The sequence below is a fragment of the Photorhabdus sp. RM71S genome (assembly GCF_042879355.1).
GTDB classification, from domain to species: domain Bacteria; phylum Pseudomonadota; class Gammaproteobacteria; order Enterobacterales; family Enterobacteriaceae; genus Photorhabdus; species Photorhabdus kayaii.
In genome coordinates this window covers 41,745-54,193 of the sequence record NZ_JBHFKV010000007.1, presented here as the reverse complement: position 1 = coordinate 54,193, position 12,449 = coordinate 41,745, and the positions used below count along the sequence as shown (strand labels likewise).

Here is a 12,449-nt window from a genome sequence, read left to right as displayed (position 1 = left end):
GTGTGATAATATTATTGCTCAACAAAAAAATTAATTAATATATAAGTCAGCGTTAATTATGGGTAATTCCAGATTTGAAGGTTTTACTACAGAGAAAATAAAACCGGCATATGAATTTAATATATTAAATTAATCCTCTTTTGGGTGTGTTGACATAAGTCTGCCATCCGAGAGAGGGTTTCAATCAAGGTGATAAATCTGACGCCAAAGAGAACAGATCATGTAACCACAGCATATCTGAAACACCCACCAGCCCCCTCAGCATCATTTACGCAACAAAGCTACACAGCATGAAGCTAATTAATAATAACGTTAAAATCTGTAGAAATTAAATTTGCTAAAAAATTTGAACTAACTTTACTCTTTACAAGAAGAGCAAGATTTGGAAAGACAGCGCTCTTACCACTATAACTCAATTCCCCATTTTTTATAAAATAACAACATGGATCAATGAAATTTACGCTGTATTCTCCAGCCCCTGTATCATCGGAATATATGCCAAAATTATCAAAACCGTTTTCAACGTATTCCCCATTATTGAAAAACCAATCTTGAGTTGGTTTCTCTCTTGACATTTCAGCCACAGCATTTTTTGGCGTGAAAAACTGCGCGTTAAACGTGAATGCAAGATAGAGATTTGAAATATTTGGATAACAAAATAAGTTGCGAAACTCTGAGGTATTTCGGCCATCCAACCATATAAATCCCGGCGTAAAAATGCGAAAATTCAAATTCTCCGCATTCCACTTCTCTATTTTTCTATCGGGTGTCAATGGGAATTTCATCACGATACCATTTGGAGCATATTTGTTTACATAAATATTAGTCATCATTGTGCCTCATCTTTTAATTGATTTACTTGGCTCAATAGCCCCAACCTTGTTTATTATCTCTTTTTTACAGTATAATGCTATAAGTGGATTACCGCTAATATTCCACGGTCAAAATTACTTCACATTCATCACACTGCTAGAAAAAATAAGAAAATACCGAAATTTATTTAGGGTAAGTGCAAAATATTCACCTGCTGAAAAATTATTATCAGGACTGATATCAATATTAAAATAATATACAGTAAGATTATTCCCATATGGAAATAAACAGGAAATAGAGTAACGAAAATACACTGGATTAATATCTTAAAACCTTTTGGGCTTTTCGCCTTATACCTCTGCCCACATTGGGAGAAGATGTACTATTAGCAGATGCAATTAACGAACTTGCTGATTCAGGAGACTGGGAGTGAAACGGGGAGACTTGATAACAGTTGCTCTACAAGAGGCTTATGGTAAGCCCCGTCCTGCACTGGTTATCCAATCTGACAACTTTGATGAGCATCCCAGTATTACCATTTTACCCATGACTTCAACATTAATTGATGCGCCACTCTTATAAAAGGCGACATACACGTCGCCCCATAGTTATTATTTTGTTCAGCTCGCAGAATCTTTATATTGTCAAACGACGTCGCAACACATTACGGGTTTCAATGGATGATTGGCTAAACAGATTCCCGGTACTATTTCGAAACGTTTGATTAACCTCAACCGCCCGAGGTGGGTTAACATTCACTGCTTCTGGTTCCAGTGGCGTGAAACGAGACAATGTATAGGCTTCACTTCCCTCCGAAGTACCTGCTGATGAACTCAGTTCCCAAATTTGATGATTCACTGCATAAGCTGTGCGCGTAAGCTCAATTATCCCTGAGGTTGTCGATACTGCACCAAAACCAAAGGATACCCATCCCAGAATATTAGCTGCATTCGCATTACTGTCTGCAACCGCAGCCGCCGCTATCCCCGTAGAGAGTGACACCGCATTTGCACCCAACGATATCGAAGATAACGCAATATCCCATCGTCTGCTGGAACGGCTAGCAACTTCACCAAATTCAATAGGTACTGACCCGATAACACCCGCGCTGATTGACTGAGAACCACTCCGTGCCGATTTTATCAGCGAAGAGGTAAAGGTTATTGCACTGATGCCAAAGCTTAAAATCCCAAACCCGGTACTAATCCAATTTAATATCCCGGCTGTTTTCGGATCTTTTTCCGATAATGCTACTGACGCAATCCCTATCGAATCAGCAGCTAATCCAATGACGGTCGCAGTAACTGCAAACGCACTGGTAGAAGCAATCGCCCCCATAGCTCCCCCCGCAGCAATGAGACCCGCACTAATTGCCGCGCCAGCCCCCAGTGACACAATCCCAACAATGATACCAATTGCCCCCAGCACAATGCCTAATATTCCTCCAGCACTAAGATGACCGTTCAGATCAATCCGATTTATGGGATCGCCCTGGCAATAAGTGTAGGGATTAATCCCTCCCCGGCCAAAGGGGCTCCAACTGTCGGGACTATGAAATCTCATGAGAACCGGATTGAAAACACGATATCCGTTACCTAAGAAATACCAGCCTGTTACTGGATCGACCTGCGCTCCATTCAAACCCGGTAATGAAGAAATTAAACTCCTAAAGCCATAAGGTGTGTAGGATAAAGCCATCAACTCGTTTTCGTTCTGACTGGCTATAACCGTACTATTATGGTCAGTGCCATATTGATAATAGACGGACTGGCCATTCTTGGTACTCTGATGACCAAGCCGTTGCTTATCGCTGTTCAACCAGGTAATGGTTTCATCACCCAATTGAACATTCGTCACTTTACCGGAAGCATAATGCTGTCGATTAACAGTACCATTCACCAAAACCTGTGCGGTTAATTTGTTCAATGCATCATACTGGTAGTTGCACACCAGATTACCCAACCGGTCTTTGACCTGTACCAGGCGATTATTCTGATCGTAAATGAGCGTTTGCCCTTTCTCGTCGCGAGTTAAATTACCGTTAGCGTCATAACTTAACTCTATTTGCTGTTTATCGCTGATAATACGAATAAGTTGGGTTGGATCGGCTTGACTGAAATGATAATCCACTGTTTCTTTACCATCTCGATATGTATTATCAAGCCGTTTGATATTACCCCATTGGTCATAATGGTAAATTTGCTGATTTAACACTCGACCAGTATGATCAACCGGAGATTGTTCTCCCTCGCATTGGTACTGGCTTAAGCGCTGATTACTATCATATTGATAACGTTCATTTTTCATAACCACCCCATCGACGGAGGTGATACGTTGACTGATTTGATTATTCTTTGTATAGCTTAAGGTAATGACTTGTATTGAGAAGTCACTAATTAGCGAGCGTTTTATCTCTCGATCAAAAGCATCGTATTCAATTTTTGTGACTAATTGGGATAATGACGTTGTGTCTTTTGTCGTCGTTGTTATTAGCCGTCCAACATTGTCATATTCAAATATAGCGTATTGCGAACTCTGTTCTGTTTTAACTAATCTTCCTTGGGCATCGTAACTATAAACATGATCATGACCAAAACTATCTTTATGACGTTGAATCAAACCAGACATCGTATAACGGTAATCGCCCGATGAAATCGGTTTATTATCCCGAGAAAATGATTCGTGCTGTAATACACCCGATGGAAAATAACTGTAACTGCTCTGGGATACGCCTTCTGTCGCAGATAATAATGCCCCCGTTTTCTGATAGTAATGAAAGTTTTGTTGGCTGGTCTCTGTGGTAAATTTGGACATCACACTACCGAGAGAGTAAAGATAATCGATGTTTTGTTTATTATGCGCAGGCGTGACAGACTGAATAGGTTTGTCACCTTGAGGTCCATATAAATATTCCGTTTTGCGACCACCCACCATATCGCTGATTACCCGCCCAAGACCATCATAAGCTAATGAACCCAATTGTGTTCCATTCACGTTCAGTGCAGAAATTAATTCTTCATGGCTAAAGCTTGCATAAGCGGATTCTAATATTGTTCTGTCTGGCAACGTTTTTTTCACTATACGATCAAATAGATCGTACTCAATTTGGGTAGCGTAACCTTCCGTATCTGTTTCAGTCACCGTACGACCAAATCCATCATAACGATAGGTACGAGTGCTATATATCGCACCATCAGGATACACAACTTTAATTGAAGCAGGCTGTTCAAAGTTATTTTGCTGAATATTTAACATTCCCAACCCTTTGACCCCTTGAGTAATTGTCCTCGTAATAGGGTCATGGATTTCCAGCTCTATCCGACCATCACTGTATTCAGTGCTGTAACGGTTTCCCCAACCATCATATTGATAGGTTTTCGTTGTCACTAAAGGAGTCGTCAAGCGAGTCAAAGGATTAGCAGATAAATCCCATAACCAATCATTTGAAATCTCTTTGACCAATTGCCCCAAAACATCATATTGTCTGGCAAGAACGTTTCGATATGTGCCTTGATAAATCCCCGATGTGCCCCAAATACCATCATCATCTTGTTCTTCAATCGAACAAATACGTCCCATTCCATCGTAATGGGTTTTACGTCTGATGCCTTGAGAATCAATTTCTATCATCACCGGCCAAAAATCATTTTCGTCACCACCAGGATATTGATATATATAACTACGTTTAATTTCTTTTGTCGTACCAGGGTCAATAATTTGTCCTATAATTCGGCCGGAAAGATCATAAGACTGGTCTGTAATGACATGGTTTACATCAACTTTACGGAGTTGCCGATGTGTATAAATGGAGGTCACATTTTTCGATTCCATATATGCACCATCAAAACCCGTCACCGTAGAGTTTGTGGTCATCTCACTATCTGAATATTCATATTTAAACGTGGTAACCGTTTGTTGGTTATTCATCACCGACGTTATTTTTGCTAATGAACCATGAGATTTGTTTGTCGGTGAATTAACATAGTTAAAGGTCCTGACTATTTTACTGTCTATCGTCTCTGAGGCTTTACTGACATATTCCTTAACATAAGCGCCGGTAAAAGTGGGCAGTTTTTGATATGTGTAGTGAGTCACCCTATTCGCGACACTTTGAGCAGCATCAGGCGATCCTTTTTGCGTAACTGATTTTAAAAACCGGGAAAAGCCCAAGGGATCAGCAGGACAATTATTACCCTCACCATTCACCGGATAATAAACGTATTCTTTCTGTATCCCACTGGTATCAGTAATAAGTAGAGTATTTCCCCAATCATCGCTTTTAATATTAACACTCTCTTCTCGTGAAGTATTGGTTTGTAAGTCTGTGTAACGCGTTAACACATGAGAGGGTTGTTGTAAATTTTCTGGTTGTTCGGAAAAGCTTTTTGACGGATCTTCATTGTAAGTAATTTCTGTTGTGATTCTCTTATTATCTTGTGTTTTTGCTTCTTTGGTCATTAAATGAAATTTATCAAACACTCGTTCTGTTATTGAAATAACATTTTGACCGTTTAAAACACGTTCAATGGATGAATAGGTATATTTCCCTGTAACCAGATACAAATTATCTTGACTGGAATCAAAGCTTGTTCGGCCAGAAGAATAGCCCAAGAAATTATGCACTGAGCTATATTCATAGGATTTGCTGATCGCAGGCTGCCCATTACCAGGTTGAATAGTCAGCGCAGAAGCATAAGGAATAGATTCCGTGTCCGTCACTTTATGCCCATTCTCTTTATAACTCACCAGCTCAACATAACCGGTTGGCGTACGAAAAGCGCTAATAACTGGAAATATTCCTTTTAATGTCTGATAGGTCATCTTAAATCTGGCAGAATCAATAGGACCAGAAGCATCATAAGGTACAGTCACAGTAATGAGATAATCATTGCGATAATCGAATGCGATTTTCGCAGAGATATTATTATCATCTGGGTATTCAACTGATGTACAATTATTTCCAGAGTAATTGAGTTTAAGATAAGTTTTACCCGTCACACGGTATTTTATTTCGGATAATGCAAACCTTGAATTATAAATTAAATCAAATGCTTCACCATCTGGAAATTCAAGTGCAATCGTTTTCGCAATGTCACTCGATCCAATTCGTTTAAGTGTTTCTATAATGCCATTTTTGTTATAAACATAAAAGGTATTGCTATCGAGTTTATAGACACGCAAATCTTTTAATTTTTTATCTTTAAAGCTAATATCATTATTATTAGGTGGCAATGGCTTACATTTAAATTGTTCTCCATTAGCTCGGCTAAATGTAAGTGTTTTTACATCTAACATTGTTAATGAAAATCGCCAGCCAATACCAAACCCATTATTTAATGTTGTTAATGGCGAGAATGATAAATTAAGTACCTGTTCAATATTACCGACATTATTTGGTCTCAACGTGATAATATTGATATTTGCGCTATATTGACCTGTTCTGGGATCGACACCGGTATTAATATAAGATCCAAAATTAAAAGCATTGGAATATATATCGTTAACTTTCATTTTAAAGTTCCCGTTTGATTAATATCACAGCCAAATTAAATATCCATTTAGCTATTCTTTTATATACAATAATAGAACATCTTAATTGCTGGTAAACGCACATGCGATTACCAGCATAGATAAAGATTTTTTACTAAGGAAAATCAACTTATTCTCGCTATGCTTAGCGCACGTCCAATATTAACCGAGGATATTCTAAATTTATGCTGGCAACCGTAGTTATCAATGATTGTGACATCATAATCTCCATCGAAATAACCGGTCGTCCATGAACATCCTGTTACATGGAGTACCTCAGCAGCAAGCTGTGTGTCAGGAACAGTTACATCATAAGAGTAGTCCATAACACATCCTCCACTCATATCATTCCTAGCATTTACATATGAAGTTCCTCGTTTAAATACTCTTGCTCTTGTCAAGAATCTATCATCTGATGAATTTTTACCAAGGACATATATATTATTAACAGTCCTGTCATTCCCTTCAAGAATCCTCAAATGATATGGCAATGTCCAGCGATAAAGGTTAATTGTTTGATGATGGGTATCCGATTTCGTTGGTTCTTCTGTTTTATCAAACAATATATTGGTACTTTCATGCAATTGATTTGCATTAATTGCATAAGGAGCAATGGCTTTTAATAAAATCTTGCTGTCAAAAACTTCATCACCAACCGACATATTCGTTGTTAGTGTGCGCTTCCCATTCGTATCTTCGAATGTCATTTTTGCCATTAGGTATTCTGTACTTGTCCTATTACTACTAACATAACAATAGATAATTTCAGGAACACTCTTCACACTGTTCTGATAGTTTTCATTTGTACAGCAATCTCCCGCATGATTTATTACCGGCTCCTCAGTAAAAATATCAGCACTATAAACACCATTTAATAACCCAAGATCATATTTATTTCTCGCATCTGTCGTTGTCCATCCTGAAGGCATTTTTAATTGGTCATATATGAGGCTATCACTCAATGCAGCCACCTGAATCGATCTTTTTTCAGCATTACTAAGTGCTAATTTTACCCAATCACCATTCTTATATTCTTGTTTAAGTACAGAGATTTTTACCATACATTGATGACGCCCATTAGCATAAAAATTGTCATCAGTTTTTTCAATGGTAAATGTTGTTATTTTCTTTTCCATCACACTCTCCATAATATTGTGAATTAAGCTATAATAGAAAGAATATCAAGTTCAAAGCCATAATATGGCCCTTGCAATTCAGGAATAATTCTTACACGATAACGTTTTGATAAATCATCTTCAAATTCCTTCAAGGCGTTCATGATAAATTCGCTGTATTTCCCTTGTGCAAAAAAGATAAACTGCGTGGTTGAAGGATTGATAGAAACATATTTACCAATCGCATGGCGTAATGTCTTAATAAATAGTGAACCATCTTCATTTAATTCGAATAATTTTCTGTCTGTCGTCGTCCTATCCATAAAATTGCCTTCACCTAAAAGATAAATATTTATCTCACGATGGTCTCGACGCAGTAAAAACTGTTTATTGATATCCAATTCGAATATTCTTGGTTTAATAGTTTTATCAAGTAAATGTTCTGGAATAACAAATTCAATCAAGAAACGACGCCCATTCACGATAATAGGTAAATGTTCTCGATCAATTGAGAAACAGCACAAATTTCCAACCCACGAAGAACCTTCTGTTTCCGAATATGCTGAATATAAAGCAGCAACCTTACCTTGCTCTAGAATGTTCATTATAACCTCTTAATATTAATGGTGAAAAAACAGCATTAAATCAAAACTCAGCTTACAGTTTTGATTTTACATAACCAGTAAGATCATCTAATGTTGAAATAGAATGATCTGAAAAAAGTTCAGCTTTAAGCATAATGCCATACGTTTCCAATACAAACACTTGAATTTCCACATAGTCAAGGCTGTCAAATTTAAGTGAAATAAAATAAGATTCTGGTGTTATCTCTTCCTCTTCTATATCCTTCATCATTAATATTCTATTTTTTATTGCAGTAAAGATATCACTTTGTGTTGGCATTTCGCTTTCCTTTTATTTCATCTTAGAGATAATTGAAATCTTTGATACAAAAATAGGGTTTTTATCATATAAACATCGATAATAAAAAATACGGATATAATCTTTAGGGCCATTCTTAATCAATAAAGGAGGATTTAATTCAACACAGACATCCGGAGAAGATAGTAATATTGTACTATTAACAATGTCCTCCCTGATCTTAATCGCTTGTCCGGTATGCAAAGTAAAAGATCGATTCAGATAATCCTGTAACTGGTTAAAATGGTAGTGTTCAAAATCAAGAAAACTTGTCGAATTAATAACAAGATGAAAAGCAAGCGCATCCAGAAACCATCCAATAGATGTGACACTGGGGAAATAATGTCTAAAGACAGCATATTTTTCACAAACTCCTTTCCTTGTTATCGTCAATTTCTGGCAGTTATCTTGAACAATCCAATTTTCAATTGACTCCATTGTATTTTCTACCCTGGTATTGCCAGATAACGCACTTTTTCTGCACGGATTTTCCAATTTAAACGTTTTGCTTTTAGTATCAATTCTCAACTGATGTGGCAATGCAGTATAAACATATTGACGGAATGACGTATCAATATTCAGTATTCTAGATGTAAAAGCGGAGGTTAATTGAGAGAACTGTTGCCTGACATAAAGCAGACTCAACATTCCCTGCACGGGGTACTGCTGCATATTGTGTAAAAATCCACTTTTCGCCGAATAATGGATAGGATTAAAATCCCCAGAGAAATTCGACCAATGTTCAATATCTTCCATTTCAAAAATCAACATATCAGTTACCTTATCTTAGAGATAACCAACGCAGCGTTATGTCCCCCAAAACCTGCACTGATATTAAGCGCCACTTCTGGTTGAGCGGTGTAGCAATGTTGATTAGGTAAATAATTAAGGTCGCAATCTGGATCAGCCCGATGTAAATTCAATGTTGCTGGCAAGCAATTTTCAGTTAATGCCTTTACACAGACAATAGTTTCGAAACTACCGGCGGCAGCAATAAGATGACCGGTATAAGATTTTGTGCTTGATATAGGTACCTGATAAGCATATTGGCCTAGTGCTGCTTTAATTGCCTGAGTTTCATAAAGATCATTTAACGGTGTAGAAGTACCATGAGCATTAATATAGTCAATATCTTCCAGCGAAATCTGCGCCTGCTCGATGGCTTTGGTTATCGATAATATTTTAGGTTCAATATCTTCTGTCGGCCGGGTTAAATTAGCGGCATCTGAATATTGAGCGTAACCTTTGATTTCCGCCAGAATTGTTGCCCCACGCGCGACGGCCGAATCATAATCTTCCAGACAAACCACCGCCGCTCCTTCGGCCAATACAAATCCAGAGCGATCAAGACTAAATGGACAACATGCAAGATTGGGGTCCGTTTGCTCTTTCGACAATGCATTCAGTACATCAATACTCCAAATATTACATTCTCGAGTAAGTGATTCAGCGGCCCCGGCAATCATACATTTTGCCCGCCCTGAGCGAATAATTTCAAAGGCATCACCTATCGCCATTGTACCCGTTGCGCAAGCAGCCATAATGGTATTCTGATAACCACGTAGTCCATACATGATAGAACACGCCGCCGTCATGGAACTTGGCATGGTGATAAGATTACTCATGGGATGAGCTAATTTAACTTCCTCATACTGGCAGGCATGATCTCCGGCATTATCGACAGCTCCCCAGCCACTGCCAAGTATGATCCCACATTCGTATTTATCGTAATATTCAACAGGTGATACGTTCACACCAAATGCTTGGGTAAAAGCTTGATAAGTCGCTTTCAACGCCATTTTTCCGCAGTCAGAAAGCATATGAGTCAACTTTTTTGGTAATAACTGATAACGTGATGGATTGGGTGCAAGGAAAGAAAAGAAACGTGAATTAATGAATGAGTCAGGAAATTCAATTCTGCGAAATTGATGTTGTTTCTCGATAATACTTTGCCAACATGATTCAATATCTTCACCAATTGGTGTTACGGCGCCCATACCTGTAATAACAACTCTTTGAGTTCTCTGCATATTGATTACCATTTATACATGGATTGATAATGTCAATTTTTATAGCTATAAAATAGGCTAATGAAGACATATCACCATAATCATAAATAAGTATTTTCAATACTCCTGGCTAATATAATCGTTATTTGTGAATTACATAAAACTAACTGATAGATTATTTTACCCATGTAATAAAACCGATGATAAATATCCATAAACAAATATATTATTATTTTAATATCATTATATTCAGCCTACAAAATAATTGATTACACCATATTAGACTGTATTATCATGGTAAATCCTAAAAATTTATTTACCATTAACTCATTATTCTGTTTAATAAAGCACATCATTGTATAAAAACAAAATATAAATAATGACTTTAATTATTGCACAGTTGTTTATTTCATAACATATGAATTCAATGATTATATTAACAATCTAACAATGTGATTAAAGAAAAGAGAAATAGTAAATATTTCACATCATCCCTGTGAATAAGTACTGAGGTACATTGCCCAATCTTTCTCTGCATCAAATCTGCATCAAAACATATACCCTGCCCCCTTGTTTGTAATATACTACCCACAACTGGATAAATACACAGCATTATAAGTCTTCATTGTCCAGTTAATGTAATAACACCGGAGACAACATATGGCTGAAACAGGCAAGGATACAGGAGTGTTCAGTGGTAACAAAATCTGAGGCAAGCCCTGACTCAGTGATAAAGCAGCAGTTCGATACCCTCACCGTCGATAAAATTACGCAAAGTATCATTATCATCTCAGCCGGCACAGTTTTTTACCGGCTACAAGAGGGTAAACACGGAGGCAATGGAGTATTCTTTAACCGAGATGGAGGACATACCCGATACGGGTTAACGAACGGCATAAATGGCAATTTATATCTTGCCAGTTCTCCAAGAACATCGATGAAGGAGGTGTTTCAACGTCTGCCAGCTATTACAGACCGGGAACTGGATGGGTACCATATGGCTACATTGGTGATAGAGAAAGATCTACGTATTGTAGACATTACCCGGCTTGCGCCGAAAATGCATATCACCGCCCATCAACTAACCGGCACAGACTACCGGATCACACAACAACTCGCGGCAAAGCTATCACCGCACGCGGATGGACTGACCTACATGTCTAACGTCACGCTTGAACCCTGCATCGTGCTCTGGCATGACGATCCTTCTGGCAAAAGCGTGATACGCACCGAGGAACTCAAGGTGCTCAGGGAATTTGAGTATGAAGGAGAAATTGCCGAGGATATCCTGGTGAACGACCTGGATATTCCCGTAATATGATAAAAGAGGGAGCCGGCGTGTGCCCGTTCCCTCTCTTTTTACTATGCAGCATCTTGAGTGCCAAATAACTTGGCTAAACGGATTATCTGTTGAAGCTTGTCATCCGAAACACCATCTCTCAGCAAATCAATAACAGTGAACTCTTGACCTTCTGGTAAACGGTGATCCAGTACATTACGTTTCTGCACGAAAAATCCGTACTGCATCACACCGCTAAAGTGATTAAGATGAAACAAGATCTCCGTCACCCCCTTGAGCACACCTTTTTCGCCTTTGCTTTCATCATCGGTGAACTGAAAAGCCGGATAAATAAACTCACCATCGTATTCCAAGGCCAGTAATTTACCTGTGTCCTTTTTCTTTTTAACTGTTACTTTACTGACACCGAGCAAACTCGCTACCTCAGCAGAATTTAACACACCACCATTTTCACGCACGTTGTCAAAAAAGCGCGCACGGCTACGCACACGATTGAGTAACCTCTTCTTCTCCGGCGTCAGTTCAGCAAGCGCCCGTGCGGGTATCGCCAAAAACAACATATTCATCAGAAACTGATTATCCGGCAACGCTAGCTGACGCTTGATGTTAACCTTACCCTTACTGCGAATACCATCAGCCAGTTCCTTAATGATATTCACAAGGCGATCAGCCGCTATATCAGCGTCATCGTACTCATGATGAGGTGCCGCTACGTTATTACCGAGTCTGGTCTTCCTATATACAGTTTGCATAATGCACCCC

At 38.4% G+C, this 12,449-nt stretch carries 10 protein-coding genes; 2 read left to right on the top strand and 8 right to left on the bottom strand.

Annotated features, from left to right (window positions below; all coding sequences use genetic code 11):
* Positions 1-296 precede the first annotated feature (296 nt).
* The gene (locus ACGF5R_RS06035; protein ID WP_112875972.1) at positions 297-833 is read right to left on the bottom strand and encodes a hypothetical protein; all 537 of its coding nucleotides are present in this window, start codon (positions 831-833) and stop codon (positions 297-299) included.
* A gap of 409 nt (positions 834-1,242) precedes the next feature.
* On the opposite strand from ACGF5R_RS06035, the gene ACGF5R_RS06030 reads away from it, so the two are divergent.
* Positions 1,243-1,395, top strand: coding sequence for a type II toxin-antitoxin system PemK/MazF family toxin (locus ACGF5R_RS06030; protein WP_387690097.1), 153 nt, complete (start codon positions 1,243-1,245; stop codon positions 1,393-1,395).
* Between the two features lie 54 nt (positions 1,396-1,449).
* Here the strand turns inward: ACGF5R_RS06030 and ACGF5R_RS06025 are convergent, their stop codons facing one another.
* The 6 genes from ACGF5R_RS06025 to ACGF5R_RS06000 form a co-directional block, all read right to left on the bottom strand.
* Entirely contained in the window at positions 1,450-6,324 is a 4,875-nt protein-coding gene (locus ACGF5R_RS06025; protein ID WP_387690095.1) for an RHS repeat domain-containing protein, read from the bottom strand.
* Between the two features lie 143 nt (positions 6,325-6,467).
* Positions 6,468-7,478: a hypothetical protein gene (locus ACGF5R_RS06020; protein ID WP_387690093.1), complete on the bottom strand. Its 1,011-nt coding sequence runs from the start codon at positions 7,476-7,478 to the stop codon at positions 6,468-6,470.
* A gap of 23 nt (positions 7,479-7,501) precedes the next feature.
* A complete protein-coding gene (locus ACGF5R_RS06015; protein WP_112875977.1) occupies positions 7,502-8,062 on the bottom strand; it encodes a hypothetical protein in 561 nt (186 codons plus the stop codon).
* Positions 8,063-8,114: 52 nt separating this feature from the next.
* On the bottom strand, positions 8,115-8,360 hold the full coding sequence (locus ACGF5R_RS06010) for an acyl carrier protein (protein ID WP_112875978.1): 246 nt from the start codon (positions 8,358-8,360) through the stop codon (positions 8,115-8,117).
* Positions 8,361-8,372: 12 nt separating this feature from the next.
* A complete protein-coding gene (locus tag ACGF5R_RS06005; protein ID WP_112875979.1) occupies positions 8,373-9,149 on the bottom strand; it encodes a hypothetical protein in 777 nt (258 codons plus the stop codon).
* 5 nt (positions 9,150-9,154) lie between these two features.
* A complete protein-coding gene (locus tag ACGF5R_RS06000) occupies positions 9,155-10,408 on the bottom strand; it encodes a beta-ketoacyl-[acyl-carrier-protein] synthase family protein (RefSeq protein WP_240000670.1) in 1,254 nt (417 codons plus the stop codon).
* Between the two features lie 673 nt (positions 10,409-11,081).
* Here ACGF5R_RS06000 and ACGF5R_RS05995 point away from each other — a divergent pair.
* Positions 11,082-11,708 carry an RES family NAD+ phosphorylase gene (locus ACGF5R_RS05995; protein WP_387690091.1) on the top strand — a complete coding sequence of 209 codons (627 nt, stop codon included), beginning with the start codon at positions 11,082-11,084 and terminating at the stop codon, positions 11,706-11,708.
* A 41-nt stretch (positions 11,709-11,749) separates the two neighbouring features.
* Here the strand turns inward: ACGF5R_RS05995 and ACGF5R_RS05990 are convergent, their stop codons facing one another.
* Positions 11,750-12,439 carry a hypothetical protein gene (locus tag ACGF5R_RS05990; protein WP_262980087.1) on the bottom strand — a complete coding sequence of 230 codons (690 nt, stop codon included), beginning with the start codon at positions 12,437-12,439 and terminating at the stop codon, positions 11,750-11,752.
* Positions 12,440-12,449: the final 10 nt, after the last annotated feature.

Coding starts and splice junctions, on each gene's coding strand:
- ACGF5R_RS05990 (WP_262980087.1), bottom strand. CDS start 12,439: ATGCAAACTGTATATAGGAAGACCAGACTCGGTAATAACGTAGCGGCA.
- ACGF5R_RS06025 (WP_387690095.1), bottom strand. CDS start 6,324: ATGAAAGTTAACGATATATATTCCAATGCTTTTAATTTTGGATCTTAT.
- ACGF5R_RS06020 (WP_387690093.1), bottom strand. CDS start 7,478: ATGGAAAAGAAAATAACAACATTTACCATTGAAAAAACTGATGACAAT.
- ACGF5R_RS06000 (WP_240000670.1), bottom strand. CDS start 10,408: ATGCAGAGAACTCAAAGAGTTGTTATTACAGGTATGGGCGCCGTAACA.
- ACGF5R_RS06035 (WP_112875972.1), bottom strand. CDS start 833: ATGATGACTAATATTTATGTAAACAAATATGCTCCAAATGGTATCGTG.
- ACGF5R_RS06010 (WP_112875978.1), bottom strand. CDS start 8,360: ATGCCAACACAAAGTGATATCTTTACTGCAATAAAAAATAGAATATTA.
- ACGF5R_RS06015 (WP_112875977.1), bottom strand. CDS start 8,062: ATGAACATTCTAGAGCAAGGTAAGGTTGCTGCTTTATATTCAGCATAT.
- ACGF5R_RS06005 (WP_112875979.1), bottom strand. CDS start 9,149: ATGTTGATTTTTGAAATGGAAGATATTGAACATTGGTCGAATTTCTCT.